The organism is Streptomyces sp. NPDC056231 (genome assembly GCF_048270745.1).
In the GTDB taxonomy this organism is placed as follows: Bacteria; Actinomycetota; Actinomycetes; order Streptomycetales; family Streptomycetaceae; genus Streptomyces.
This window is the reverse complement of sequence record NZ_JBLVKW010000029.1, coordinates 14,674-38,244: the sequence shown is the minus strand read 5'-3', so window position 1 is coordinate 38,244 and position 23,571 is coordinate 14,674. Positions and strand designations below refer to the sequence as shown.

General features: G+C 70.0%; 26 protein-coding genes and 1 riboswitch. Of the genes, 13 read left to right on the top strand and 13 right to left on the bottom strand.

Annotated elements, in window-relative coordinates; genetic code table 11:
• Window positions 1-33 precede the first annotated feature (33 nt).
• Entirely contained in the window at window positions 34-999 is a 966-nt protein-coding gene (locus ACNPQM_RS22370; RefSeq protein ID WP_358859460.1) for a pirin family protein, read from the bottom strand.
• 165 nt (window positions 1,000-1,164) lie between these two features.
• Here ACNPQM_RS22370 and ACNPQM_RS22365 point away from each other — a divergent pair, with 165 nt between their 5' ends.
• Both ACNPQM_RS22365 and ACNPQM_RS22360 read left to right on the top strand, forming a co-directional pair.
• Entirely contained in the window at window positions 1,165-1,521 is a 357-nt protein-coding gene (locus tag ACNPQM_RS22365; protein WP_358859459.1) for a tetratricopeptide repeat protein, read from the top strand.
• Between the two features lie 179 nt (window positions 1,522-1,700).
• A complete protein-coding gene (locus ACNPQM_RS22360) occupies window positions 1,701-2,273 on the top strand; it encodes a GNAT family N-acetyltransferase (protein ID WP_418085465.1) in 573 nt (190 codons plus the stop codon).
• Between the two features lie 67 nt (window positions 2,274-2,340).
• Here the strand turns inward: ACNPQM_RS22360 and ACNPQM_RS22355 are convergent, their stop codons facing one another.
• Complete coding sequence (locus tag ACNPQM_RS22355) at window positions 2,341-3,111, bottom strand: CbtA family protein (RefSeq protein ID WP_418085464.1); 771 nt, start codon at window positions 3,109-3,111, stop codon at window positions 2,341-2,343.
• A gap of 28 nt (window positions 3,112-3,139) precedes the next feature.
• Complete coding sequence (locus ACNPQM_RS22350) at window positions 3,140-3,358, bottom strand: CbtB domain-containing protein (protein WP_358859456.1); 219 nt, start codon at window positions 3,356-3,358, stop codon at window positions 3,140-3,142.
• 3 nt (window positions 3,359-3,361) lie between these two features.
• Window positions 3,362-3,510: riboswitch (adenosylcobalamin (AdoCbl) riboswitch) on the bottom strand.
• 126 nt (window positions 3,511-3,636) lie between these two features.
• On the opposite strand from ACNPQM_RS22350, the gene ACNPQM_RS22345 reads away from it, so the two are divergent.
• The 3 genes from ACNPQM_RS22345 to ACNPQM_RS22335 all read left to right on the top strand — a co-directional run bounded on the left by ACNPQM_RS22345 (window position 3,637) and on the right by ACNPQM_RS22335 (window position 5,571).
• Complete coding sequence (locus ACNPQM_RS22345) at window positions 3,637-4,215, top strand: histidine phosphatase family protein (protein WP_418085463.1); 579 nt, start codon at window positions 3,637-3,639, stop codon at window positions 4,213-4,215.
• Window positions 4,216-4,701: 486 nt separating this feature from the next.
• Window positions 4,702-5,193 carry an Asp23/Gls24 family envelope stress response protein gene (locus tag ACNPQM_RS22340; RefSeq protein WP_418085462.1) on the top strand — a complete coding sequence of 164 codons (492 nt, stop codon included), beginning with the start codon at window positions 4,702-4,704 and terminating at the stop codon, window positions 5,191-5,193.
• Window positions 5,194-5,415: 222 nt separating this feature from the next.
• Window positions 5,416-5,571, top strand: coding sequence for a hypothetical protein (locus ACNPQM_RS22335; RefSeq protein WP_418085461.1), 156 nt, complete (start codon window positions 5,416-5,418; stop codon window positions 5,569-5,571).
• 132 nt (window positions 5,572-5,703) lie between these two features.
• On the opposite strand, the gene ACNPQM_RS22330 is transcribed toward ACNPQM_RS22335, so the two are convergent.
• Entirely contained in the window at window positions 5,704-7,143 is a 1,440-nt protein-coding gene (locus ACNPQM_RS22330) for a dihydrolipoyl dehydrogenase family protein (RefSeq protein ID WP_418085460.1), read from the bottom strand.
• A gap of 116 nt (window positions 7,144-7,259) precedes the next feature.
• On the opposite strand from ACNPQM_RS22330, the gene trxA reads away from it, so the two are divergent.
• A complete protein-coding gene (trxA, locus tag ACNPQM_RS22325; RefSeq protein WP_418085459.1) occupies window positions 7,260-7,631 on the top strand; it encodes a thioredoxin in 372 nt (123 codons plus the stop codon).
• A gap of 146 nt (window positions 7,632-7,777) precedes the next feature.
• Here trxA and ACNPQM_RS22320 read toward each other — a convergent pair whose 3' ends face one another.
• The 3 genes from ACNPQM_RS22320 to ACNPQM_RS22310 all read right to left on the bottom strand — a co-directional run bounded on the left by ACNPQM_RS22320 (window position 7,778) and on the right by ACNPQM_RS22310 (window position 10,918).
• Window positions 7,778-9,214, bottom strand: coding sequence for an aldehyde dehydrogenase family protein (locus ACNPQM_RS22320; RefSeq protein ID WP_418085458.1), 1,437 nt, complete (start codon window positions 9,212-9,214; stop codon window positions 7,778-7,780).
• A gap of 293 nt (window positions 9,215-9,507) precedes the next feature.
• The gene (locus ACNPQM_RS22315; RefSeq protein WP_418085457.1) at window positions 9,508-9,840 is read right to left on the bottom strand and encodes a hypothetical protein; all 333 of its coding nucleotides are present in this window, start codon (window positions 9,838-9,840) and stop codon (window positions 9,508-9,510) included.
• Between the two features lie 55 nt (window positions 9,841-9,895).
• Window positions 9,896-10,918 (bottom strand): LacI family DNA-binding transcriptional regulator, encoded by a 1,023-nt coding sequence (locus ACNPQM_RS22310; RefSeq protein WP_418085456.1) that lies wholly within the window; start codon window positions 10,916-10,918, stop codon window positions 9,896-9,898.
• Window positions 10,919-10,967: 49 nt separating this feature from the next.
• On the opposite strand from ACNPQM_RS22310, the gene ACNPQM_RS22305 reads away from it, so the two are divergent.
• A complete protein-coding gene (locus ACNPQM_RS22305; protein WP_418085455.1) occupies window positions 10,968-11,186 on the top strand; it encodes a hypothetical protein in 219 nt (72 codons plus the stop codon).
• 138 nt (window positions 11,187-11,324) lie between these two features.
• Window positions 11,325-12,842 carry a flotillin family protein gene (locus tag ACNPQM_RS22300; RefSeq protein ID WP_418085454.1) on the top strand — a complete coding sequence of 506 codons (1,518 nt, stop codon included), beginning with the start codon at window positions 11,325-11,327 and terminating at the stop codon, window positions 12,840-12,842.
• Window positions 12,843-13,106: 264 nt separating this feature from the next.
• Here the strand turns inward: ACNPQM_RS22300 and ACNPQM_RS22295 are convergent, their stop codons facing one another.
• Window positions 13,107-13,973, bottom strand: a complete 867-nt coding sequence (locus ACNPQM_RS22295; RefSeq protein ID WP_418085453.1) for a TIGR02452 family protein — start codon at window positions 13,971-13,973, stop codon at window positions 13,107-13,109.
• A 148-nt stretch (window positions 13,974-14,121) separates the two neighbouring features.
• Here ACNPQM_RS22295 and egtA point away from each other — a divergent pair, with 148 nt between their 5' ends.
• The 4 genes from egtA to egtD are packed head-to-tail and all read left to right on the top strand — an operon-like array spanning window position 14,122 to window position 18,504.
• Window positions 14,122-15,459, top strand: coding sequence for an ergothioneine biosynthesis glutamate--cysteine ligase EgtA (gene egtA / locus ACNPQM_RS22290; RefSeq protein WP_418085452.1), 1,338 nt, complete (start codon window positions 14,122-14,124; stop codon window positions 15,457-15,459).
• Window positions 15,456-16,790, top strand: a complete 1,335-nt coding sequence (gene egtB, locus ACNPQM_RS22285) for an ergothioneine biosynthesis protein EgtB (protein WP_418085451.1) — start codon at window positions 15,456-15,458, stop codon at window positions 16,788-16,790. The genes egtA and egtB overlap by 4 nt, the downstream gene beginning before the upstream one ends.
• Window positions 16,790-17,545: an ergothioneine biosynthesis protein EgtC gene (gene egtC, locus ACNPQM_RS22280; RefSeq protein WP_418085450.1), complete on the top strand. Its 756-nt coding sequence runs from the start codon at window positions 16,790-16,792 to the stop codon at window positions 17,543-17,545. Before egtB ends, egtC begins: the two co-directional genes overlap by 1 nt.
• Window positions 17,542-18,504 carry an L-histidine N(alpha)-methyltransferase gene (egtD, locus tag ACNPQM_RS22275; protein ID WP_358859441.1) on the top strand — a complete coding sequence of 321 codons (963 nt, stop codon included), beginning with the start codon at window positions 17,542-17,544 and terminating at the stop codon, window positions 18,502-18,504. The genes egtC and egtD overlap by 4 nt, the downstream gene beginning before the upstream one ends.
• On the opposite strand, the gene ACNPQM_RS22270 is transcribed toward egtD, so the two are convergent.
• The 3 genes from ACNPQM_RS22270 to ACNPQM_RS22260 all read right to left on the bottom strand — a co-directional run bounded on the left by ACNPQM_RS22270 (window position 18,447) and on the right by ACNPQM_RS22260 (window position 21,610).
• On the bottom strand, window positions 18,447-19,301 hold the full coding sequence (locus tag ACNPQM_RS22270; RefSeq protein WP_358859440.1) for a lysophospholipid acyltransferase family protein: 855 nt from the start codon (window positions 19,299-19,301) through the stop codon (window positions 18,447-18,449). The two genes, egtD and ACNPQM_RS22270, sit on opposite strands and share 58 nt — an antisense overlap.
• Entirely contained in the window at window positions 19,298-20,155 is an 858-nt protein-coding gene (locus tag ACNPQM_RS22265; RefSeq protein WP_418085449.1) for a GNAT family N-acetyltransferase, read from the bottom strand. Before ACNPQM_RS22265 ends, ACNPQM_RS22270 begins: the two co-directional genes overlap by 4 nt.
• A 198-nt stretch (window positions 20,156-20,353) precedes the next feature.
• Window positions 20,354-21,610 (bottom strand): extracellular solute-binding protein, encoded by a 1,257-nt coding sequence (locus ACNPQM_RS22260; RefSeq protein WP_418085448.1) that lies wholly within the window; start codon window positions 21,608-21,610, stop codon window positions 20,354-20,356.
• Between the two features lie 199 nt (window positions 21,611-21,809).
• Here ACNPQM_RS22260 and ACNPQM_RS22255 point away from each other — a divergent pair, with 199 nt between their 5' ends.
• Window positions 21,810-22,025 (top strand): dodecin, encoded by a 216-nt coding sequence (locus tag ACNPQM_RS22255; protein ID WP_358859437.1) that lies wholly within the window; start codon window positions 21,810-21,812, stop codon window positions 22,023-22,025.
• A 15-nt stretch (window positions 22,026-22,040) separates the two neighbouring features.
• On the opposite strand, the gene ACNPQM_RS22250 is transcribed toward ACNPQM_RS22255, so the two are convergent.
• Together ACNPQM_RS22250 and ACNPQM_RS22245 are read right to left on the bottom strand one after the other, a co-directional pair.
• Complete coding sequence (locus ACNPQM_RS22250) at window positions 22,041-22,529, bottom strand: hypothetical protein (RefSeq protein ID WP_358859436.1); 489 nt, start codon at window positions 22,527-22,529, stop codon at window positions 22,041-22,043.
• 166 nt (window positions 22,530-22,695) lie between these two features.
• Complete coding sequence (locus tag ACNPQM_RS22245) at window positions 22,696-23,223, bottom strand: DinB family protein (RefSeq protein ID WP_418085447.1); 528 nt, start codon at window positions 23,221-23,223, stop codon at window positions 22,696-22,698.
• Window positions 23,224-23,571 lie beyond the last annotated feature (348 nt).

Sequence of the window (23,571 nt, the reverse complement as noted above, 5' to 3'; positions counted from 1 at the left end):
CTCGGGACATCGCCGCAGGACTGTCCTCGCAGGTCAGCGCACACGCCCCCGGGGCTTGAGGGGCACCGGAGGGAGTTCGGGAGCGGACAGCGGACCTCCCTGATAGCCCTTCACCTCGCCGAAGCGGGAACCGCCCATCCAGTCCTCGCGAGCCTGGGCGATCTCCTCGTTCGTACGGCCGACGAAGTTCCACCACATGACGATCTCCTCCTCGAAGGGCTCGCCCCCGAGGAGCATCAGCCCCGTGTCGGAGTCGGCGCGCAGCGGAAGTTCGGTGCGGCCACAGCCGAGGTAGAGCATCGAGCCGGGCAGCAGGGGCACGCCGTCGACCTCCGCCTCGCCGGACATGGACAGCACGGCGTACTCGAAATCCGGATCGAGTGGCAGGCGTGCCTCGGCGCCACCGGTCAGGGCGATGTCGGCGCCGACGATCGGGGTGTAGGCGGTGCCTGGCGAGGTGGCGCCGTCCAGCTCGCCGAGGATCACCGTGGCGGTGAGGCCGGGGGCGGTGACGGTCGGCAGGTCGGTGTGATGCTGGAAGTGCGGCTCGATCTGGCGGTGAGCGTCGGGCAGCGCAACCCAGAGCTGAGCGCCGTGCAGAAAGCGAGCGTGCGGCTTCGGGCTCTCCTCGGAGTGGCTGATGGCCCTGCCGGAGGTCATCAGTCCCAGTTCGCGCGGCCGGATCGTCTGCAGGCTCCCCAGGCTGTCGCGGTGAAGCACCTCGCCGTCGTGGAGCCAGCTGACCGTCTGCAGGCCCATGTGGGGGTGGGGCGGTACCTGCATCCCGGGTTCGTCGGCGATGTCGTCGGGGCCGTAGTGATCGACGAAGGCCCAGGCTCCGACCATCCGGCGGCCGAGGTTGGGCAGCAGCCTGCGAACCTCGGTGGACTCGCCGAGCTGGACGTGACGCGGGGTGAGGAGTTCACGCACCGGGTCGGCGACGACAAAGCCCCGGCCGCCGCAGACGGAGAGTGCGGCCTGGCGATCGAGATTGCTCATGGCGCTCAACCTATTCCTGCGCAGGCGCGGGCGGTCGGTACCCACGCCAAAAGTTTGGTGGAATGTTCAACCATAGTGTGGTGTTGTGCAGGCTGAAGGCGGGCCGCGCGAACGACTGGATGCATGGCCCGACGGATCACCCAAGGCTGCGACCGAGGAGGGCAAATGAACGAGACGTATTACGAGTTCGGCACGGCAGCCGACCGCTGGGACCGCGCCCAGATGTTCTTCGAGGCCAAGGAGTACCTGACCGCGGCCCGGATCCTGGGCGGACTGGTCGAGGAAGCGCCGGAGCAGGTCGCGCCGCGGCTGCTGCTGGCCCGCGCCTACTACCACTCGGCGCGGCTCGGCAAGGCCGAGGCAGAGCTGCGGGCGGTGCTGCAGCGCGACCCGGTGGAGCACTACGCGCGGCTGATGCTCGGCCGCACCCTGGAGCGGCAGGGCCGGCAGGAGGAGGCGAAGCCTCATCTGCGGATGGCGGCGGCGATGTCCGGGGACTTCGGGGAGGACGTGAGCAGCTGAGCCGGCGGGGCTTCGGGACGGACGCTGTCCGGCGGAGAAGCCCCGCCCTCCTCACGCCGCCTCAGGCGGTGGGCCGGGTCGGCGTGCGCATGCCGACCCGGCCGCCCACTCCTTCCGACAGCAAAAACTCCGATAATTCCGGTGCGCCGAACCTCGCCGCCGTGATAGTCCGACGAGTCATGAGAGATCTTCTGACACCTCGACTCGTACTCCACCCGCTGAGTCCCGCCGAGGCGGAGAACATCGTGGCCCGCCGTCCGGGGCCGGGTGCCCTATGGGCACCGGAGTACCCCGGCGACGGCGACGCGGCCGGGGCCCGGCATTTCCTGGAGCACTGCGCCGACACCGGCAATCCCCAGCCGTTCGGCGCCTACGAGATCCGCCTCCGTCAGGACGGACACACCATAGGCGGAGTGGGCTTTCACGGCGTTCCGGACGCGGAGGGGCAGGTGACAATCGGCTACGGCCTGACCCCTGCGGCGCGCGGCAAGGGGTACGCCTCCGAGGCGCTGCGGGCACTGCTGGAGTTCGCCCGCGGCGAGGGTGTCGCCGCCGTGATCGGCGATGCCGACCTCGACAACATCGCGTCCCACCACGTCATGATGGCAGCAGGAATGCGCTTCGTCAGGGCGGACGACCGGCTGAAGCACTTCTTGATCGACTGGTCGGACACGCCGGAGCCATCGGAGGCGTCGGACACAACGCATCCGACGTACGTGACTGAAGCGACCGACGCGACGGACGCCGCATAGACGGCAGAACCCACCGGGGCATCCCGGTGGGTTCTGCCGTCATACGGCCGACGAGTCGGCCGGCGCCTCAGCTCGCAGCGGCGGCCGCGTGGGACGTGGGACCGTCCCCGGCCGTCACTGCGCCGGCCTTGGGCGCCAGCAGCCGCTCGGTCAGATAGCCGAAGACCAGACCGAAAGTGGTCCACAGCGTGGCCTGAACGGCGAGGGTGGCAAGGCGGAACTCCCACAGCAGACTGGCCGGGAAGTCCTTGCCGACCTCGTTGAACGAGGGCAGGAAGGCGTAGGCCAGCCCGATGACGAGCACATAGGCGGCGGACGCGGCGATGGACGCGTTCCAGTTGCCCAGGCGGGGAGCCAGCCGCTTGCCCAAGATGACGGCAGCGACGGCCAACAGCACGCTGAGGGCGACCATCAGGAAGAACAAGGTGGTGCGTTGGCCGATCGTGTCGGGATTTCCGACAGCCGGCGGATTGGCCGGGTATTTGAGGAACGGCACGACGTACACGGTCAGCAGGGCGCCGAACGCGATCAATGCGGCCGTGGCTCTCGGGCCGAACCTGCCGATGCGGCCGAGTGCGTAGCAGAAGACCAGCGCGGCGATGCCGCCGATCGCCACGCCGAAGACCAGGACACCGGTGGCGAGACCCGCGGTGGACTGCATGGTACGGCTGACGAGTTCCTCACCGCCGTGCTCGTGACTGTGAGCCTCTTCGAGCGCGATCGACGCGTCCACCCGGGATTCGCCGAGGAAGTAGGCGACGGCAAGAGCGAGCGCGCCCGCGGCAAGTCCGGCCAGCATGCCGCGGACGAGCAGCGCTCTGACAGATATGGAGTTCATGAACGGTTCCCCTGAGGTGTGCAGCGCGTCAGTGGCAGGGGAAACCGAGCAGGTGACGGCCGTCGTGGACCCACTCGTGGACACCTTCGCCGGAGATGACGGCGGTGGCACCCTGCTCTGCGCCGACGAAGTACAGCAGAACGAGCATGAGAATGCCGAAGAAGACCGCCCACGGGGCAATGGCCTTCAGTGAGATGGGGGTGATGGCGGGGGTGGCGACGGTTGCGGGGGCAGCAGTCTGTGCCATGGCAGAACCTCCTGAGGGAACACGCGTCCCGATCGTGGTGCCTGAGACGACGGTGCCGGGTCTGACTTCCCGCAGGAGTACGGGTTCACAGTGGCGCGACCGTGCCGGATTCTCACCGGACTTCCGTCACACCGTCGTCATGTTCGTCGCGACCATACCGCCTGCGGGCACGCGCCGCCATGGCGCCGACTGCGGGGCCGGGAGGCCCGGATGCCATGGTGTGCTTACCCGAAAGGCCACAGTTCAGGGAGTTGACACCGGTGTTGACGGTGCACGTGATGTTGATCTCACCGGCGCTCAATGCGGCGTTGCGTGAAGCCCGTTTCGACGGCGACGCCCCGCTCGACGCGTCCGGTGTCCGGCGGGCGCGTGCGGCCGCTGCCGCGGTGCCTCCAGCCGATCGCCGGGTGTGCGGAGCGGACGAACGGTGCGCCGGGACCTCCGAGGCGTTGGGGCTGCACTCCGAGCCCGAACCGGTCCTCCACGGCTGGAACTTGGGGCGCTGGAGCGGGCAGCGGCTGGCGGAGGTGAGCGAGGCCGAGCCGGAGGCGGTGTCGGCCTGGCTGTCCGACCCTTCGGCGGCACCGCACGGCGGCGAGTCGCTACTGGACCTGTGTGCGCGAGTGGGCGGCTGGCTGGACTCGTTGCATCGGGACGGCGCCGGGGACGGCCGCCTGATCGCTGTGGTCGAACCCGCGGTGGTGCGCGCCGCGATCGTGCATGCGCTGGGCCTTCCGCCGCAGGCGTTCTGGCGGTTGGACGTCGCCCCGTTGACACTGACAGAGCTCAGCGGCCGGTCCGGCCGCTGGAACCTGCGCTGTGGCCGGTCCTTGAACACCGGAACCGACGCCCCGTAACCCGTCGCCCGCCACCGCCGGACCGGCCCGCCCTGCCGGTGACGTCAGGTCACAGCATCCCCGACGACCGGTCGGGCTGTCCGAGTTCGTCAACGGTGCGACCGAAGCGGTCGTGGAGGCGGAGCCCAGGATGGTGTAGGCCCCCGAGGTTCGCCACCTGTGGCAGGAAGACCACGATCGGAGTGTGGCGCAGCAGCCGTCCCACTGGACGAAGAACACCGCAGCGAACCGCAACGGCCCTGCCACCGGTGCATCGTTGGGCCGACCTTTCGTCTGCGGTCACCAGCGCAGCGGACAGACGGTGGGCGGGCGAGCCGTCTCCGTGACGAACCGCGGAATCCCACCCATCCCCTCTGCGGCGGACCCGCCCGTGAATCCGCCCGTGAATCCGCCCGCATACCCCTATCACTCGCGCAATGTTGACAAATGGTACGTAAACTGGCCAAAGCGTTCGAATCCACCTTCTCGTCGGAAGGGCGACCGGCCATGACCGATCAAACGCAGGTGAAACCCGAGACCACCCGCCCACAATCCGAGGCCGTGCACGGAGCAGGACCGCACGGCGGAAACCGCAGAACGGAACCTGGATCGCGGGGCCGAACCACGATCGCCGACGGCGTGGTGGCGAAGATCGCCGGGCTGGCGGCCCGGGGCGTGCCCGGAGTCCAGGGCATGGGAGGGGGATTCGCCCGCGGTGTGGGCGCTGTGCGGGAACGGGTGCCCGGAGCGGGAGGTCAGTCCGTCACCAGCGGTGTCAAGGTCGAGGTCGGCGAGGTCCAGACGGCGGTCGACCTGTCGATCGTCGTCGAATACGGATACGCGATCGTCGAGCTCACGGGCGAGGTCCGGACCGAGGTGATCGCCGCCATCGAGCGGATGACCGGTCTGGAGGTCGTGGAGGTCAACATCTTGGTGAGCGACGTGAAGCTGCCCGAGGAGGAAGAGGAACAACCGATGCTGGAGAGGCGGGTCGCGTAGCGGTTCGCCGGACCCGGTCGCGCCTGGTCGAGGGGGTCCACCGGCCGTGTCGTCGGCCTGGAACCCCGGCTGTCCGACGAGGTCCGACGAGCTCTCCGGCCCACCGGCCGGCCACCGCGCGGCGGCCCGGGACGGCAGTACGAGCGACAGCAGTCGTCGGCGACGCGGAGATGCGCCGTCCGGCGCATACTCAAAGGTAGGCCTGAAAGATTGGGGGACGCGATGATCGTCCTCGGAGTCATTCTGCTCGTGGTCGGCATGGTGGCCGGGCTCGCCTTCTTGTCGACCATCGGCATCGCCCTCGTGCTGATCGGTGCGGTCCTCTGGATTCTCGGTGCTGTCGGCCACGGGATCGGTGGCCGGCGCCACTATTGGTGAGAGCCGGAACACGCATAGCCCCGTGCGCTCACCGGCACTGCGTAGGTGCGTCTGCGTGGTACGCCGGACCCCGTCGGCGTGTCCCGTCGTCCCTCGGAGGGACGACGGGACACGCCGACGCACCAGCCGTACTCAGCCCCGGTACGCCTCCAGCAGGCGCAGCCACACCTCGCTGATCGTCGGATAGGCGGGGACGGCGTGCCAGAGCCGGTCGATGGGGACCTCGCCCGCAACGGCGACCGTCGCCGAGTGCAGCAGCTCCCCGATGCCGGGGCCGACGAAGGTGACGCCGAGCACGATCTCGCGGTCGAGGTCGACGATCATGCGGGCGCGGCCCCGGTAGCCATCCGCGTACAGTCCGGAGCCGGCGACGGCGGCGAGGTCGTGGTCGACGGCGCGGACCCGGTGCCCGGCGCGCTCGGCCGCGGCGAGGGTGAGCCCCACGGATGCGGCCTCCGGATCGGTGAAGACGACCTGGGGGACGGCCGCATGGTCGGCGGTGGCGGCGTGTGCGCCCCAGCGGCCGGTCGCCAGCGGCGCGCCCCCCTGCGCGCGGGCGGCGATCGCGGCACCGGCGATGCGGGCCTGGTACTTGCCCTGGTGGGTGAGGAGCGCCCGGTGATTGACGTCGCCGACCGCGTACAACCAGTCGCTGCCCTCGACGCGGCAGGTGTCGTCGACCTCGAGCCAGGATCCGGGCTTCAGATCCACCGTCTCCAGGCCCAGGTCGTCGGTGCGCGGGGCACGGCCGGTGGCGAAGAGGATCTCGTCGGTCTCGATGCGCTCACCGTTGTCCAGTTCCACGGTGACCGGTCCGTCGGGGGCGGCACGCCGCACGGAGGTGGCCGAGACGCCTGTACGGATGTCGGCTCCGGCCTCGGTGAGGGCCTCGGCGACCAGCTCGCCCGCGAACGGCTCCATCTTCGGCAGCAGCCCCTTGCCGCGGATCAGCATCGTGACCTGCGCGCCGAGGGCCTGCCAGACGGTGGCCATCTCCACGCCGACGACTCCCCCGCCGACGATCACCAGTCGACCCGGCACTTCTTTGGCGCTGGTCGCCTCGCGGCTGGTCCAAGGGCGGGCGTCGGCGACTCCGGGAAGGCCGGGAACGACGGCGCGGCTGCCGGTGCAGACGGCGACGGCGTGCCGGGCGGTCAGCCGGTGTTCGGTGCCGTCAGGGCCTGTGACGGAGACCTCCTTCGTGCCGGTCAGACGTCCCTGACCCCGGTAGACGTCCGCGCCGATCCCCTCCAGCCAGGCGACCTGTCCGTCGTCCTTCCAGTGCGAGGCGTATTCGTCACGGTGGGCGAGAACGGCTGCCGTGTCCAAGGGTCCCTGGACCGCCGCGCTGAGTCCGGGGACCTTGCGCGCGTCGGCGCGGGCCACGATCGGGCGCAGCAGCGCCTTGCTGGGCATGCACGCCCAGTACGAGCACTCGCCGCCGACGAGCTCCCTCTCGACGACCGCCGTGGACAGTCCAGCGGCCCGGGTCCGATCCGCCACGTTCTCACCCACGGGTCCGGCACCGATCACCACGACGTCGTACACAACATTCTCCACAGCAACTGTCATGGGGACAGTCTGGCCGGGGGTGTGAGCCGTGGCCACATGGGCAGGCGGAATAGCGCGGAATCGGGCACGGTTGTCCCGGACACGTCCGAACGGGCACAGGAAGAGGTAACGAGAACATGAGCACCGTAGAGCTCACCAAGGAAAACTTCGATCAGGTCGTCAGCGGGAACGAGTTCGTCCTGATCGACTTCTGGGCTTCCTGGTGTGGCCCGTGTCGGCAGTTCGCCCCGGTGTACGACGCGGCGTCCGAGCGCCACGCCGACCTGGTCTTCGCCAAGGTCGACACAGAGGCGCAGCAGGAACTGGCGGCGGCCTTCGAGATCCGTTCCATTCCGACCCTGATGATCGTCCGGGACAATGTGGCGGTGTTCTCCCAGCCGGGGGCCCTGCCGGAGGCGGCTCTCGAGGATGTCATCGGACAGGCCCGCAAGCTGGACATGGACGAGGTCCGCAAGTCCATCGAGAACCAGCAGAAGGAACCGAAGTAGGCGGCGCGCGCCGCGGTGAAGGGGCCCGGCCGGTTCGGCCGGGCCCCTTCGGCATCCGGATATCCCCGAGGGGTGTCCGCCCCCGATCCGCCGGACCAGGGCATGTGCCGGGCGCCGCCTGGCAGACGAGGCTTTCGAAACACGCCCTAGAAGGGGTGTCCGGCCGGTTCGCGGCGGACCGTCGTCCAGCGCAGGTCGGTGAAGGCCTCGAGGTTGGCCTCACCCCCGAAGCGCGCCCCGGTGCCCGACGCGGCGATGCCGCCGAAGGGTGCGACCGCCTCGTCGTTCACCGTCTGGTCGTTGATGTGGGCGATGCCGGTCGGGATCCGGTCGGCGAGTTCCAGGCCGACGGCGGTGTCGCGGGTGACGATGCCCAGCGAGAGTCCGTACGGGCTGTCGGCGGCCAGCGCCGCGGCCTCGTCCAGGGTGCCGAAGGACCGCACGGGGGCGACCGGACCGAAGACCTCCTCCGCGTAGGCGGGTGTCCGGTCGTCGACGTGAGTGAGGACAGTAGGGCGGTAGAACAGGTCGCGGTGGGTGCCGCCCGCCGCGAGCTTCGCGCCCCGTGCGGTGCTCGACTCGACCAGCCGGTGGATCTTGCCGAGCTGGCCGCGGTCGATGACCGGGCCGAGGTGGACCTGCTCACGGTGCGGGTCGCCGACAACCAGCGCGTCCGCCTTCGCGGCGAGCCGCTCGACGTACTCGTCGTGCAGCGAGGCGTGGACGAGGTGGCGGCCGGTGGTCATGCAGATCTGGCCCTGGTGGAAGAAGGAGCCCCAGGTCGCCTGCGCCACAGCGCCCTCCAGGTCGGCGTCCTCCAGGACGACGAGGGCGGAGTTGCCGCCGAGTTCGAGGTGCACACGCTTGAGGAGCCGCCCGGCAGCCTCGCCGACGGCGCGGCCCGCCGTGGTGGAGCCGGTGAAGGAGATGACCGGGACGCGAGGTTCGGCGACGAGCGCCTGTCCGGCCTCGGCGCCGCCGGGCAGGACATGCAGCAGGTTCTCACCGAGTCCGGCCTCGGCGAAGACCGCGGCGAGTGAGAGCCCACCGCAGACCGCGGTGCGCGGGTCGGGCTTGAGAAGCACCGCGTTGCCGAGGGCCAGTGCGGGCGCGACGGACCGGATGGAGAGGATCAACGGCGCGTTGAACGGGGCGATGACGCCGACCACCCCGACCGGGACCCTGCGGGTGTAGGAGAGCCGCTGGTCCTCGCTGGGCAGGACCTGACCGGCCGGCCGGGAGGCGAGGGCGGCGGCTTCGTAGCACTCCTGGGCGGCGACGTGGAGCTCGAAGTCGGCCTTGCCGGGGATCGATCCGGACTCCCTTACGAGCCATTCGCGCAGCTCGTCCGCATGGGCGGTGAACAGGTCACCGGCCCGGCGCAGGAAGGCCGCGCGCACGAAGTGCGGGGTGCGGGCCCAGGCGGTCTGGGCGGCGGCCGCGGCCTCGGCGGCTGCCGCGATGTCCTCGGGTGCGGCGAGGGTGACCTGTCCGAGGACCTCTCCGGTGGCGGGCTCGACGACATCCGACTCACCACCCGCGAGTGTGCGGGACTGCCAGGTTTTGGGGTCGAGCAGGGACATGAAGACTCTCCAGTCGATCGGTTCGAGGGGTGGTCCCATGCGATGGGGCGCCCGGAGTGCGCGGCCGCGGCCTCGCGGGACTACGCGATCCGGCGCAGCCGTGCGAGCTGCGTTCGGCCATCGAACGTGATCTCGCCCGGTTGAACCTGCAACATCGTAGTCACGCCGCACCGATCGAAAGGGGAATTGATCGAACTGCTGCTCCCTTTTGCGCGCGCGGAACGGTACGGATGTCACGCGCCAACAGTTTTCCCAACTCTAGCTTTACGCAAGGCAGTTGCCAGAGCAGACGGTCAGCCGTCGCCGGTCCGCTCCGAGATCCTGACCGACAGCCCGTAGTCCAGTTCGGCACCGTCGACAAGCAGGGCCTCCACCGCGCAGGTCGCCGGATCGATGTCCGCCACCATGCCCTCCCCGGCGTACCGAGGGTAGCCCGACGCCCCCGTCTCGCCGGTGGCCGTCACGACGGCAGAGCGGATAGGGGCGCCGACGGGCCGGACACCGCCGGCATCGGCGGACTCGGAGGTTCCGGAGGCCTCGGAGGCGCCCTTGGCCTTCGGGGCCTCAGCGGGGCCTTCCGTGAACTCGGGGACCAGCAGGATCTCGTAACTCTGCGGATGGTTCATGGTCATGACGCTAAGCAAGCGACGCGCGACGCGCACGTTGCCGCGCTGAACCCCCTCAGCTGGACTCGCGGGGGATCGCCCGCGCCCTCAGCAGGTCATGGCGCTCCGGCACGCCTCCCGGATGCCGCACCAGCCGGTCGACAATATCCGCCAGCGGCTGCGACGTGGCCAGTTCCATCCGCACACTGCTCAGCCGGGGCCTCAGCAGCCTGCCGAGCAGCAGGTCGTCGGCGCCCACCACGGCCGTCTCGCCCGGTATCTCGATGCCCGCGTCCTGGAGGGCCCGCATCAGAAGCATCGCGTAGGCGTCGTCGTACGCGAACACGGCGTCGAGTCCGAGCGTGCGCCACCGGCCGGCAAGCTCGCCGGCCGACTCCTCGTCGTACCGCAGGGGCAACGGCTCGATGAGGGCTCCGCAATCGGCTGCCACCCGCCGGGCTCCGGACAGCCTCGGATCGGCGAACAGGGCGAGGCCCGGTTCCTCGGGCATGACGACGCCGATCCGGCGCCGTCCGCGTTCCAGCAGATGTCCGGTCGCACAACTGCCGACCTCTCGCTGGTCCATGACCAGGGCGTGGGCGTCGTCCACCGGTTGCGGGCCGAGGGTGATCACCGCTTTGGCGCCGGAGCGCCGCAGTACGGCGATGCCCTGCGGTGTGAGCGCGACCCCGCCGGGTGCGATCACGGCGACGGGACGGAGTTCGGCCCAGGCCCGGGCGGCGTCGTCGGCGTCCAGTCCGAGGCTCCCGTGCTGGACCACGGTGTAGTCGAGGCGGCGCAGCCCGGATTCGAGTTCATGGAGGAAGCGGTGGTGGAGCGGACCGATCGGGTGGTTCCCGGTGGGCATCAGCACCGTCCGGGTGTGTCCGGCGCGCAGGCTCCGGGCCGCCGCGTGTGGCACATAGCCGAGTTCGGAGGCCGCCTCCCGGACCCGGTGACGGGTGGGCTCGCTGATCCGGACGGTCGGGTTGTTGTTGAGTACGTATGACACGGTGGCCCGCGAGACCCCGGCGAGCCGCGCCACGTCGGCGCTGGTCGGAACGGGGCCTTCGGTGGGCTGCTTGGGTAACTGGCTCATGGCGTCGGGCAGTCTTCCAGACCGCTTGAAGGTGGGTACGCTCCGGGGCATGGATGACTCGTCGATGGTGGGGCTGCTCGGCAGGGTGACCGGGACGGTGGGGCCGGGGCTGGTCGGTGAGGTGATCGTTCAGATCCGTGGGGGCGCCGAGCACTTCCTCGCCCATCCGGCCTCGCCGGGGGTCCGTATCGAGCCGGGAACGGTGGTGACGGTGATCGAGTATCTGCCGCCGCGCACGGTCTATGTGTCTCCTGCTTACGACAGTTGAGGTGCGTGAAGGACCGGCGTTCCGGGTGCGGCAGTCAAGATTGCGGCAAGGTTGCGCACACCTCTTCTCCGCCGTCGCGCACAGGAGAAGACTCCCTCTGTTCAGCAGTGCCGACGGGGTACTGCGATAAGGGGGCGCATGCCGATGGTCATCGGCGTCACGGCGGGTCTCGTACTCGCTGCCATCATTGTGTTGATCGGCCTGTTCAAGCTCATGTGGCGGGTGGCCGAGCCGAATGAGGCACTCGTCATCTCCGGTTCCAAGCACAAGACCGAGGGCCTCGGACAGGGCATGGGATTCCGCATCGTCACCGGGCACGGCACACTCGTCCTGCCCGGCGTGCAGGCGGTACGGAAGATGTCCCTGGACCTCAACGAAACGGAACTGTCCGTCGATTGCGTCACGCATCAGGGGATTCCTCTGCGGGTGCGCGGCGTCGTCATCTTCAAGGTGGGCGACGACTTCGTGTCGATCGCCAATGCGGCCCGTCGGTTCCTCGACCAGCAGAAGATGATGTCGGAGCGGGTGCACAACGTGTTCGCCGGTCATCTCCGTTCCATCGTCGGCGGGTTGACCGTGGAGGACATGATCCGGGACCGGGAGAAGCTCACCGGTCAGACCCGGGCGGCGTGCGGAACCGAGATGGAGAAGCTCGGGCTGATCGTCGACTCGCTGCAGATCCACGAGATCGAGGACCCGACCGGGTACATCAAGAATCTCGCCATGCCGCATGCCGCGGCGGTGCAGCGGGACGCCCGGATCGCGCAGGCCGAGGCCAACCGGCGGGCCACCGAGGCGGAGCAGCAGGCCGCCGCCCGGATGTCGGAGGCGACCCGCGACAGCGAGATCCTGCAGGCCGGGTATCAGGCCGAGCGGGACAAGGCCGCGGCCAAGTCTCGGCAGGCGGGACCCCTCGCCGACGCGGCGGCAAGGCAGGAGGTCGTGGTCCAGGAGACCCGGGTCGCCGAACTGGAGGCCCAGCGGCGCGAGCAGCAGCTGCAGGCGGACGTACGGAAGCCCGCGGATGCCCAGGCGTACGAGAAGCGGACGCTGGCGGAGGGCGAGCGCGACGCCCGGATCTCGGCCGCCCAGGCGCATGCGAAGGAGACGGAGCTCGCCGCGATCGCCGAGGCCAACCGGGTCAAGACGGCGGCGATCGCGGAGGCCGAGGCCACGAAGGCGCGCGGCGCCGCCGCCGCGTCGGCGACCCGGGCGACCGGTGAGGCGGAGGCAGCGGCGGCGCAGGCCAAGGGGCTGGCGCTGGCTGAGTCGACCCGGGCCAAGGGGCTGGCCGAGGCCGAAGCGATCAAGGCGCGTGCTGCCGCCCTCGCGGAAAATCAGGAAGCCGTTGTCGCCCAGCAGTTGGCGGAGAAGTGGCCGGAGATCGTCGAGGCGGGCGCGGGTGCCTTCAGTAGCGTGGATCACATGGTGCTGCTGAACGGCGCCGACGGGATGTCGGAGATGTTCGCGAAGGCGCTGACGATGGGTGGCACGGGGCTGGGTCTGGCCCGGCAGCTGCTGTCCGCGATGAGCGAGAAGGGCGAGTCGGCAGGATCCTCGGCGCCGGGCAACGGTGTCACGCCCGCCGTGCCGCCGTCGCCGCGCAAGGAGCGCATTCCGGTGACGGGTGACCAGGAGGGGAGCACACCCTCCTGACCGCTCCCGGTGGGTGTGGCCGGTCCTCGTGCGTCAGCCACGGGCGCGGACCGGCCACTGCTCCGGGTCCTCGACATGCGGCGCCCACCTCCGTTTCGGCCGCCCCGCGCCGACGCAGCACCGGCAGACGGCGCCGACGGCCCTGCCGCCGCGGGTGGCCGGTGCAGAGGGCGCTCCGGCAGGCTGGGAGGGAGGCGGCCCTTGCGGCTGACGTTGACCCTCCGGCTCGACGTCACGGTGTCGGCCGATGTCCACCCCTCTGGCTCAACGGCGGGGTCGGGGAGTGTCCGGTCCCGGCAAACGCAGCTCTTTTTCGAACGTGCGAGCGAATTCGGTACGAGTGGCCGATTCTGGACCGCGGTCGAGGACACCGAAGACGATCTGCTCGAAATGCCCGGCGAACCGGCCCCCGTCGGTGAGCAGCGCGCGGAAGGCACCTGCCACCTGCGCCGGATCGTTGCGGAACACGCCGCAGCCCCAGGCGCCGAGCACCAGCCTGCGGTAACCGCACACCGCAGCGACCTCCAGCACGCGTTCGGCGCGGGACGCGAGCGCGGCGGGGATGCGAGGGGCGTCCTCGGGGGTCCGGCTGCGGATCACTCCGGCGTTCGGTGCGGGCGAGGTGAGGAAGCCCACGGTGCACGGGATGTCCAGCAGGCGCCCCCGGTCGTCGCGGAACACCGGTACGCCGGGTGAGTGGATGACCCGGTCGGTGTAGAAGGCGCTGCGTTCGGCGCGGTGGTGGGCGTAGTGGCCGGGGACGCGCAGCAGGGTGGCGTAGAGCGCCGAGCCGCGGCAGAGCGCCTCCTCCTGGGCCTGCGCGCCATTGAGGTAGCCGCCGCCTGGGTTACGGGCGGAGGCGAAGTTCAGCACGGCGACCTTGCCGGGCCCTTCGCCCGTCATCCGGCGCGCCGCCTGCAGGCTGCTCTCGCCGGTTACCTCGAAAACCGTGGTGCGGTCGGAGTCCAGAACGGCGACGGGCACCGGCTCGGGCCCGTACAGCCGGGTCCCGGAAAGCGCGGCGGCCAGAGCACGCTCGATACTCACTTCACGCCCTGCGGGCGTGCGGTAGAACCGCTGCTCGACGATGGCCTCGGTCTCTCTTGCGATGGCGCGAAGCCGTGCGCTCATCAATACTCCCCCATGTGGTGCATACGGGACATGGTCGGTGGTTCCGAAGCCCGGATGCAACCGAATTTCTGTCGCACAAGGGCGCTCTTGTGCGATCTCCAGGCACCGGTTTGGGTGGTACGGACGCACCGAAGAAGGAGGCCCCGGAATGTCACCGGACGCACCTGTCGGCCACGGTCCGGCCGCGTACGACCTCGCCCTCGGCGAGGGGGAGGCGGAGGATCTACTGCGATGTATCTGCTTCAAGACGGGCCCGCCCCGCACGGTCGGTGTCGAGCTCGAATGGCTCATCCACGACCGTGACCACCCCTGGACCCCGGTCCCGCACGACCGTCTCCACGCGGCTGTCGCCGCGGTACGCGCGCTGCCGCTGAGTGCGGCACTCACCTTCGAACCCGGCGGCCAGCTGGAGCTCAGCTCGCGCCCCGCCGACTCCCTGATGGCCTGCGTCGATGCCATGACCGCCGATCTGGCCGCCGTACGTGCCGCCCTCGACGCGGAGGACCTCGCACCGGTCGGTGTCGGTGTCGACCCCTGGCATCCGCCGCACCGTCTGCTGCACGAGCCCCGCTACGACGCCATGGAGGTCTCACTCGACCGGTCGGGTACGGCCGGCCGCGCCATGATGTGCACCACCGCGTCCGTCCAGGTCTGTCTCGACGCCGGTGAGGAGGAGCCGGGGCCACTCGGCTACGGGCGGCGCTGGCAGCTGTCGCATCTGCTGGGTGCCGTGCTGGTGGCGGCGTTCGCCAACTCACCGTACCGGCAGGGCCGGCCGACGGGACTGCGGTCCACCCGCCAGTCGATCTGGGCGGATCTCGATCCGGTACGAAGTCTGGCCCCGCCGGGCCATCTGGCCCCGCGCGACGCCTGGGCCACGCATGTGCTCGACACTCCTGTGATGTGCATACGCGGCGGCGATGGGCCATGGGCCGTCCCGGAGGATCTGACCTTCCGCGACTGGATCCGTACGGGTGCGCCACGGCCGCCGGTGCGCGCCGATCTCGACTACCACATCAGCACGCTCTTTCCTCCGGTGCGCCCGCGCGGACATCTCGAACTGCGCATGATCGACGCGCAGCCGGGCGACGACGGATGGCTCGTGCCGCTCGCCGTCACCACCGCTCTGTTCGACGACCCGGAGGCCGCCGAGACCGTGTACCGCACCGTCAAACCCCTGGCCGAAACGGCGGGCCCGCAGTCGGCACCGCGCAACCCGCTCTGGACCGGCGCCGCCCGTAACGGCCTGGCCGACCCCGAACTGCGGGCGGTGGCCGCCGTCTGCTTCCAGCTGGCCCTCGAAGCGCTGCCCCGGATGGGTGCGAGCGAGGCTGCACAGGAGGCGGTGTCGACATTCCACGACCGCTATGTCGCCCGGGGGCGATGTCCGGCCGATGACCTGTCCGGACTGCTGTCGAGGCCGGCGATGCATGCGATGCCCGCGGCGGCGCTCCGTCCGGAACCGGGAAGGAAGGCAGACTCATGACCCACTCCCCCACCCCCCCGGCCACCGGCCTGGACACCGAGATGCTCCGTCGGCGCGCTCTTGCGGCTCTCCTCACTGCACGGGAACGCACCACGCTCCTCACCGACAGCGTGGATGACCATGAACTGAACGCCCAGCATTCACCGTTGATGTCGCCGTTGGTGTGGGATCTCGCGCACATCGGCAATCAGGAGGAGCTGTGGCTGCTGCGGGGCGTCGCCGGGCGGGAGCCGATGCGGCCCGAGATCGACGGGCTGTACGACGCGTTCGAGCATCCGCGGGCCAGCCGTCCGTCCCTGCCGCTGCTGCCGCCCGCCGAGGCCCGTTCCTACGCGGCGGAAGTACGGGGCCGGGCCCTGGACATCCTCGACAGCACGGCCCTGACCGGCGGCCGCCCGCTCGTGGACGCGGGCTTCGCCTTCGGGATGATCGCCCAGCATGAACAGCAGCACGACGAAACGATGCTGATCACCCATCAGCTGAGGTCGGGGCCGGCCGTACTCACCGCACCGGAGCCGCCGCGGCCCGACGGCGCGGCCGCCTTGCCCGCCGAGGTCCTGGTGCCCGGCGGACCGTTCACCATGGGAACGTCCACCGAACCCTGGGCCCTCGACAATGAACGGCCCGCCCATGTGCGCGACGTCCCCCCCTTCCTCATCGACACGACACCGGTCACCTGCGGCGCGTACGAGCGTTTCATCGAGGACGGCGGCTACACCGAACGGCGCTGGTGGGCGCCGGCGGGGTGGGCCATGGTCCGCGAGCACGGGCTGACCGCCCCACTCTTCTGGCGCCGGGACGCGGGGCAATGGCTGCGCCGCAGGTTCGGGGTGACCGAGCCGGTGCCGGCCGACGAGCCAGTGCTCCATGTGAGCTGGTACGAGGCGGACGCGTACGCCCACTGGGCGGGGCGCAGACTGCCCACCGAAGCCGAGTGGGAGAAGGCGGCGCGCCACGACCCGGACTCGGGCCGCTCACGCCGCTACCCGTGGGGCGACGAGGACCCGACCCCGGACCGGGCCAATCTGAGCCAGCGCCATCTGCGTCCGGCGCAGGCGGGCGCGTACGCAGCAGGTGAATCGCCCCTCGGAGTACGTCAGTTGATCGGCGATGTGTGGGAGTGGACGTCGAGCGACTTCCTCCCCTATCCGGGCTTCGCGGCGTTCCCGTACCGGGAGTACTCGGAGGTGTTCTTCGGGCCCGACCACAAGGTCCTGCGCGGTGGGTCGTTCGCCGTCGACGCGGTGGCCTGCCGGGGCACGTTCCGCAACTGGGATCTGCCGGTGCGGCGCCAGATCTTCTCCGGATTCCGCACCGCGAGGGATCTCTGATGTGCCGTCATATTGCTTATGTCGGGCCACAGGTTGCGCTCGGCTCGGTGCTGACGCAGCCGTCCCACGCGTTGGTCCGGCAGTCCTGGCAGCCCCGGCAGCAGAAGTACGGGACCGTCAACGCGGACGGTTTCGGGGTGGGCTGGTACGCGGACAGCGACCCCGTGCCCGGTCGCTACCGGCGCCAGGGGCCCATCTGGGCCGACCTGTCCTTCGCCGATCTGGCCAGGGTGGTGCGGAGCACGGCACTGCTGGCCGCCGTACGCGACGCCACCGAGCCGGGGGCGGACGGCGAGGCGGCAGCCGCACCGTTCGCCTCGGGCCGGCTGCTGTTCAGCCACAACGGTGCGGTGAAGGGCTGGCCCGGATCGCTGGCACCGCTCGCCGCCACGCTGCCCCCGGCCGAACTCCTCACCCTCACCGCCCGCTGCGACTCCGCCCTGGTCTGGGCACTCGTGCAGCACCGGATCGCCCAGGGGGACGACATACCGCAGGCCGTCGCGGACACCGTGGGCGAGATCGCGGCGGCGGCGCCCGGTTCGCGGCTGAACCTGCTGCTCACCGACGGCACCACCATCGTGGCGACGGCCTGGGGAGACACCCTCTGGTACCTCACCGAGCCGGGCCGCAGCGCGGTCGTGGCCTCGGAGCCGTACGACGACGATCCGCACTGGTGCACGGTCCCCGACCGCACCCTGCTCGTCGCGACCTGCACCGACGTTCTGCTCACCCCGCTCAAGGAGCCAACCGAGTGAGTCCCATTCAGCTGACCCGTACCCTGCCGGCGGACGCGACGGACGCGGCGCTGCGCGCCGATGTGCTGCACGGCCTGACCCGGCACCCGAAGACCCTGCCGCCCAAGTGGTTCTACGACGCACACGGCAGTGAGCTGTTCGAGGAGATCACCCGGCTGCCCGAGTACTACCCGACCCGCGCCGAGCGGGAGATCCTGGTCGCCCGCGCGCCCGGGATCGCCGCGGCGTCCGGGGCACAGACCCTGGTCGAACTGGGTTCCGGCTCGTCGGAGAAGACCCGGCATCTGCTGGACGCGCTGCCCGCGCTGCACAGCTATGTGCCGGTCGACGTGAGCGAGAGCGCGCTGCGCGGCGCGGCCGAGACCCTGCTCGCGTCGCGGCCGGACCTGTCGATCCATGCGCTGATCGCCGACTTCACCGATGAGCTCACCCTGCCGGACACACCGGGCCCGCGGCTCGTCGCGTTCCTGGGCGGCACGATCGGCAATCTGCTGCCGGACGAGCGGGTGGTGTTCCTGAAGTCGGTACGGTCGCTTCTCTCGCCCGGCGACTCGCTGCTGCTCGGCACCGATCTGGTGAAGGACGAGGAGACGCTCGTCGCGGCGTACGACGACGCGGCCGGGGTGACCGCGGCGTTCAACAAGAACGTACTGACGGTCGTCGACCGGGAGTTGGGGGCCGACTTCGACCTGGCCGACTTCGACCATGTCGCGCTGTGGGACCCGGAGCGGGAGTGGATCGAGATGCGTCTGCGGGCTCGCAGGACGCTCACGGTGAAGATCCCGGAATTGGATCTGGTGGTGCCGTTCACAGCAGGTGAGGAGCTGCGTACGGAGATCTCGGCGAAGTTCCGCAAGGAGGGGATCCGGAGCGAACTCGCCTCGGCCGGACTCATGTTGACTCAGTGGTGGACGGACTCCGCGGACCGGTTCGCGGTGTCGCTGGCCACGGCGGTCTGAGCGGTACGGGCAAGAGCACGGCGGCCGGGACGGGTGCCGGCGGGGATCGGCGGCAGGACGCGGATCTCGGCGGTCAGCCCGGCCGCCGTGACCACCCGCCACAGCGAGGCGGTGAGCGGATCGTCACCGACGAACGCTGCGGCGCCGGCCACCCGCCCGTCCGTCCGCGCGGTGCGGTAGGTGATGCGTACCGGACGGACCTCGGCGTCCGCGTCGATCGCCGCCTGGAACACAGCGGGCCGGAACCGTCCACCGGATCCGCGCCCGCACCAGGTGCTGCCTTCGGGGAAGACCACCACCCGTGACCCGCAGCGCAGCGCCCCTGCGATGGTGCGCACGGTCGTGGGCAGTGCCCGCAGTCTGTCGCGCTCGACGAACAGGGTGCCGCCGAGCGCGGCGAGCGGGCCGAGAACCGGCCAGCGCCGGATCTCGCTCTTGGCGAGCATCCGGCCCGGGAACACAGCGGCGACGAGCGGGATGTCCAGCCATGAGATGTGGTTGGCGACGACCAGCGCACCGGGACCACCGGCGCGATCCGCGGCCGTCGTCGCAGGGTCGCCGGTCACCTGAATCCGTACTCCGAACGCCCGCACGACCGCGTACGCCCACCACCGGATCAGCCGGTCGCGCTGCCGCGCGCCGAGGAGCAGCACGGGAGCGGCGCACACCGCGCCGACGAGGACGAGGGTGCACCCGGTGAGCAGCAGGGCTGTGGCCAGGAGGGCGCCGCGCACCGGGCCGTCGTGACCGGCGCAGGCATGCGGCGTGCAGGGCGCGGTGGGCAGCCAGGCGCTCATGTCAGCGGGGCGAGAGACAGGAAGTGGCGCAGGTAGCGCGGGTCGGTGCGGCGCAGCGACAGCAGGACGTAGAGGTCGGCGACGTTGAAGTCGGGGTCGTGTGCGGGCGCCCCGCAGACCCAGGCACCGAGCCGGAGGTAGCCACGGAGCAGCGGCGGGAGGGTGGCGAGTCCGGTGCGCGCGCGGGTCCCGGCGGCTCCGCCGGGACGGGTGGTGGCGCTGGGCTGCCAGAGGCGGTGCGGGGTGACCCAGTACTCCTCGGGGGCCAGGTACTTCGCCCGTACGGTGTCCCAGGAGTTTGCGGCCAGCACGCCGCCGTCGGCCAGGGGTATCGAGCAGCAGCCGGCCAGCCAGTTGCGCCCACTGCGCTCCATGTAGCGGGCGAGCCCTGCCCAGATCAGGGCGATGACGGCGCCGTCCCGGTGGGCCGGGTGGACGCAGGAGCGACCCACCTCGATCATGTCGTCGCGGATCGGTCCGAGTCGGCCGAGATCGAATTCGCTCTCCGCATAGAGACGTCCGGCGACACGGGCCCGGTCGGGCGGCAGGAGGCGGTAGGTGGCGATGACCTCGCCGGTCGCGAGCTCCCGTACCAGCAGGTGATCGCAGTACGCGTCGAAGGCGTCGCTGTCCAGACCGGGTTCCGGCCCGTCCAGCCGGGCGCCGAGCTCACCGGCGAAGACCTGGTGGCGCAGCCGCTGGGCGGCCCGCACCTCGTCCTGGGTGACGGCGAGGGAGACGCGGTAGAGCGGCGGCGCGGGAGCTTCGGACCGTGCCGGGACGGGCTGCTCCGGCACGAAGGAGGGGGAGGTGAGAGGGCCGGCGACGAGCGGAGAGAGGGGCAGCGCGTTCATGACGGTCTCCGGGGACGGATCGGCAAGGGCGGCTGTCGGGCTGCCGCACTGCTGCGACGGCCCGGCCCCTTACTTCTTCCGTGACCGGCTGGATTCGACATGACCACTGTGGAGAGCCTGGATGTGCGACGGCTGAATCCCGAGGTTTCGGGCGGTGGACCGGGCGGACCCGGTGGGCCGTCCGGCGGCCCGGACCGGTCAGCTGCCCGCGAGCCGGGCGGTGATCCGTTCCGAAGCGGACTTCGCCTCGGCCAGTGGGTCACCGCCGCGCAGAACGGCCGACATATATGGCTTGATCGGGTTCTCGGCCTCGACCGCCGCCCACTGCGGTGAGTTGGGGGTCGCGCGACCCCGCCGGGCGCCCTTGGCCATCGCGGCGGTCCCCTCCTGGCCCTCGATGGCATGTGCGAGGTTCGCCTTGTTCGGCACATAGCTCATGGTTCTGGCAAGGTCCGCCTGCCACGTCGCACCGGCCAGCGCCTTGATCACCTCGAGACCGGCGCTACCGTTGTCCGCCTTCTCCGGAACGATCAGATCGGAACCGCCGATAAAAACGGACCCGGGATTCTTCGCGGTTTTGCCCGGTATCGGGAAGTAGCCCAGCTTTCCCTTGAGTTCGGGATTCTTCTGCTCGATGAGCTGGGCGCTGCCCGGTACGGAAATGATCTGCGCGACATCGCCCTTGGCGAATACATCGGTCTGCGGAGGATGCTCTTCGTCGGCGTCCTTCGGACCGTCGCCGAACGACTGGATCTCCTTGTAGAAGTCCATGCCTCTGATCGCGGCCGGCGTGTCGAGGGCCCCCTCCCATTGGCCGCCCTTCTCGTCAGCCAGATCGCCACCCTCGTCCCAGATGAATCCCGCGAGCACGTACCAGTTCTGGCCCGCGAGATAGATGCCCTGATTGCCGTTCCGGTTGAGCAGCCGGCTGTCCTCGATCCACTCGTTCCGGGTCTTCGGCGGGCTCTTGATACCTGCCTGCTCGAAGAGGTCCTTGTTGTAGATCACCACACGGTTGGCCGCGTACCAGGGAATCCCGAACTGGGAACCGTCGATGCTGCCGGGATCGGCGAGGCCGGGCAGCCATTCCTCGCTGCCGAGATCGCGCATCGACTCGAGAGTCAGATCGCGCAGCGCGCCGCTCTCCGCGTACTGGGCGACCTGGGTGTTTCCGACCTCAATGACATCCGGGGTGTCGTCGCCCTTCAGCGCCGCCGACACCTTGGGGCCGATTCCGCTCCAGCTCTGAATCTTGAACTCCAGCTGGATGGAAGGGTGTTCCTCTTCATACGACTTCTTGAAACGGTCCAGGAAATCTGCGGAAACACTGTCCTTCATCAGCCAGATCGTCACCGTCCTGTCGTCGGGGCCACCCAAGCCCGAGAGGTAGCCGCAGCCGCCCAGTGCGACGGTGGAAACGAGCGTGACGGCTCCTACGAGTACGCGGTTCTTCACTGGGTCACCTTCTGCGAAACGGCACGACGGAATCAGGACCCGGTGTGGGGGACTGCGGGCGGCGCTCGCACGGGCGTGGCTGGATTTTGGTATGGACCAATCATTTGGTCAAGGGTTGTTCGTGCCGCGTTCCCCACGTCGACCTCTCGCGCACCCGCGCCGAGTGGGGCACCGTGGTATGGACGAAAGGGGACACATGATGTCCAACAACACGTATCGGGTCACCGAAATCGTAGGAACCTCCCACGAGGGCGTCGACGACGCCATCCGCCGGGGCATCGCAAGGGCGGCGGAAACGTTGCACAATCTCGACTGGTTCGAGATCACCCAGGTGCGTGGGCAGATCGTGGACGGCCGGATCGAGCACTACCAGGTCGGCCTGAAAGTCGGCTTCCGGCTCGACGAGATCACCTGACCCGGTACGCCGCGGTCAGGTACGCCCCGTACGCCCCTGAGCGTCCTTCAACACGGGCGAGGCCACTGCCCAGCGAGCTCGCACCACGGTGAAACCGGCCCGCTCAGCCGCGTCGCAGACCAGCTCGTCGTCATCGACCAGCATCCGCACCTGACGCTCCCGGCCCAGCCGCTTCAGGATCTCCAGCTTGGTATGGCGAGCCGGGCGACGGTCGTCATTGCGACGCATGTACATGCGCCCTTCGGGCAGGCCCTGCGCGGCCAGCCACGTCACGGTGTCCCGACGGCAGCGCTCCGGCCGTCCGGTGAGATACCTGATCTCGCACTCCTCTGCGCTGCTCAGCACCAGCCGTACGCCCTCGTCGAGCGGCGGATCGTCCACAGCCGCGGCGAAAAAGCCGCCCCAGTCGCGCCGGACCCCCTCAAGGAAGTGCTGCCGATGCCCGCTGTCCGCGAGCGTGCCGTCCAGGTCGAATACAGCCAGAGGCCGGGTTTCATGCGTCACGCGCCCAGCCTAGAAGTCCCGTCACCCCTGACGGGCGCACGACGACAGCTACGGGCGCCTCCCACCGGCACAACGACCCGGCGTCATGCGAGTCCAGGGGCGCCGTTGGCCGCCGCACCCGCAGCAGCGGGAACCCCACCACGACGAACCGGTCAACGGCCCAAGCTCAGTCGCCTGTTGCCCCGTCGATCCGCTCCCGCAGGAAGTCGGCGTGGCCGTTGTGACGGGCATATTCCTGGATCAGCATCACGTAGACCCAGCGCAAGCTGAGGGGATGTCCGCGAGAGGACATGAACGTCTCGTCGAGGTCGTGCCCGGCCGCCGCGGCGTCACACGCTTTGACCTCGGCCTGGAACAATCCGAAGTCCCGCTCCGCGTCGGCCGCGTGAACTCCGTCGAGCCCCTCGTCGCCGTCCGACGGGCCGGTGAAGACATCACCGATGGCCTCACCTGCGAAGCTTCGCCGGAACCACCAGCGCTCCACCTCCGCCATGTGGCGGACCAGGCCGAGGAGGGTGAGGTTCGACGGCTTCACGGTCGTCCGCGCCAATTGGGCCGGATCGAGCCCGGCGCACTTGGCCAGCAACGTCTCCCGGTGCCGGCTCAGCCAGCCCTCCAGCATCTGACGCTCAGGTACGGTGCCCAGACTGCCCAGCTGTGCGGTGCGCTCGACCGGCGGTGCTCTCCATGTCATGCACCCACTTTCGCCGCCACCTCGCCGGATACGCCAGTAGGCACCGCACGCCTCTGCGGCCCGAGACAGGTTCAGAACCACGGCGAATCGAGAGGTCGGGTCTCCCGCCCCTGCGCATCGGCTTCGTGGTGCGGTCCGCCTCCCCCGATCGGCGCGCCTCTGCGCAGGAGAAGGGCAGGGCTGGGGACGGGCGCCCTCAAGAGGGCGCCATACAGGCCGATTCGGACACCTTCGACGACACGCGGGAAGGGCAGGCTCGGGTTCGTCCGAGCCGATCCGTGCGGGCACGCGAGTAGCCGCACGATCACGTTCCGCGTTCGTCCAAAAGGTTGTGCCGATCCAAGTAGA

Excerpts from the sequence above, each read along its gene's own strand:
- ACNPQM_RS22370 (WP_358859460.1), bottom strand. The coding sequence starts at position 999 with ATGAGCAATCTCGATCGCCAGGCCGCACTCTCCGTCTGCGGCGGCCGG.
- ACNPQM_RS22365 (WP_358859459.1), top strand. The coding sequence starts at position 1,165 with ATGAACGAGACGTATTACGAGTTCGGCACGGCAGCCGACCGCTGGGAC.
- ACNPQM_RS22360 (WP_418085465.1), top strand. The coding sequence starts at position 1,701 with ATGAGAGATCTTCTGACACCTCGACTCGTACTCCACCCGCTGAGTCCC.
- ACNPQM_RS22355 (WP_418085464.1), bottom strand. The coding sequence starts at position 3,111 with ATGAACTCCATATCTGTCAGAGCGCTGCTCGTCCGCGGCATGCTGGCC.
- ACNPQM_RS22350 (WP_358859456.1), bottom strand. The coding sequence starts at position 3,358 with ATGGCACAGACTGCTGCCCCCGCAACCGTCGCCACCCCCGCCATCACC.
- ACNPQM_RS22345 (WP_418085463.1), top strand. The coding sequence starts at position 3,637 with ATGTTGATCTCACCGGCGCTCAATGCGGCGTTGCGTGAAGCCCGTTTC.
- ACNPQM_RS22340 (WP_418085462.1), top strand. The coding sequence starts at position 4,702 with ATGACCGATCAAACGCAGGTGAAACCCGAGACCACCCGCCCACAATCC.
- ACNPQM_RS22335 (WP_418085461.1), top strand. The coding sequence starts at position 5,416 with ATGATCGTCCTCGGAGTCATTCTGCTCGTGGTCGGCATGGTGGCCGGG.
- ACNPQM_RS22330 (WP_418085460.1), bottom strand. The coding sequence starts at position 7,143 with ATGACAGTTGCTGTGGAGAATGTTGTGTACGACGTCGTGGTGATCGGT.
- trxA (WP_418085459.1), top strand. The coding sequence starts at position 7,260 with ATGAGCACCGTAGAGCTCACCAAGGAAAACTTCGATCAGGTCGTCAGC.
- ACNPQM_RS22320 (WP_418085458.1), bottom strand. The coding sequence starts at position 9,214 with ATGTCCCTGCTCGACCCCAAAACCTGGCAGTCCCGCACACTCGCGGGT.
- ACNPQM_RS22315 (WP_418085457.1), bottom strand. The coding sequence starts at position 9,840 with ATGAACCATCCGCAGAGTTACGAGATCCTGCTGGTCCCCGAGTTCACG.
- ACNPQM_RS22310 (WP_418085456.1), bottom strand. The coding sequence starts at position 10,918 with ATGAGCCAGTTACCCAAGCAGCCCACCGAAGGCCCCGTTCCGACCAGC.
- ACNPQM_RS22305 (WP_418085455.1), top strand. The coding sequence starts at position 10,968 with ATGGATGACTCGTCGATGGTGGGGCTGCTCGGCAGGGTGACCGGGACG.
- ACNPQM_RS22300 (WP_418085454.1), top strand. The coding sequence starts at position 11,325 with ATGCCGATGGTCATCGGCGTCACGGCGGGTCTCGTACTCGCTGCCATC.
- ACNPQM_RS22295 (WP_418085453.1), bottom strand. The coding sequence starts at position 13,973 with ATGAGCGCACGGCTTCGCGCCATCGCAAGAGAGACCGAGGCCATCGTC.
- egtA (WP_418085452.1), top strand. The coding sequence starts at position 14,122 with ATGTCACCGGACGCACCTGTCGGCCACGGTCCGGCCGCGTACGACCTC.
- egtB (WP_418085451.1), top strand. The coding sequence starts at position 15,456 with ATGACCCACTCCCCCACCCCCCCGGCCACCGGCCTGGACACCGAGATG.
- egtC (WP_418085450.1), top strand. The coding sequence starts at position 16,790 with ATGTGCCGTCATATTGCTTATGTCGGGCCACAGGTTGCGCTCGGCTCG.
- ACNPQM_RS22270 (WP_358859440.1), bottom strand. The coding sequence starts at position 19,301 with ATGAGCGCCTGGCTGCCCACCGCGCCCTGCACGCCGCATGCCTGCGCC.
- ACNPQM_RS22265 (WP_418085449.1), bottom strand. The coding sequence starts at position 20,155 with ATGAACGCGCTGCCCCTCTCTCCGCTCGTCGCCGGCCCTCTCACCTCC.
- ACNPQM_RS22255 (WP_358859437.1), top strand. The coding sequence starts at position 21,810 with ATGTCCAACAACACGTATCGGGTCACCGAAATCGTAGGAACCTCCCAC.
- ACNPQM_RS22245 (WP_418085447.1), bottom strand. The coding sequence starts at position 23,223 with ATGACATGGAGAGCACCGCCGGTCGAGCGCACCGCACAGCTGGGCAGT.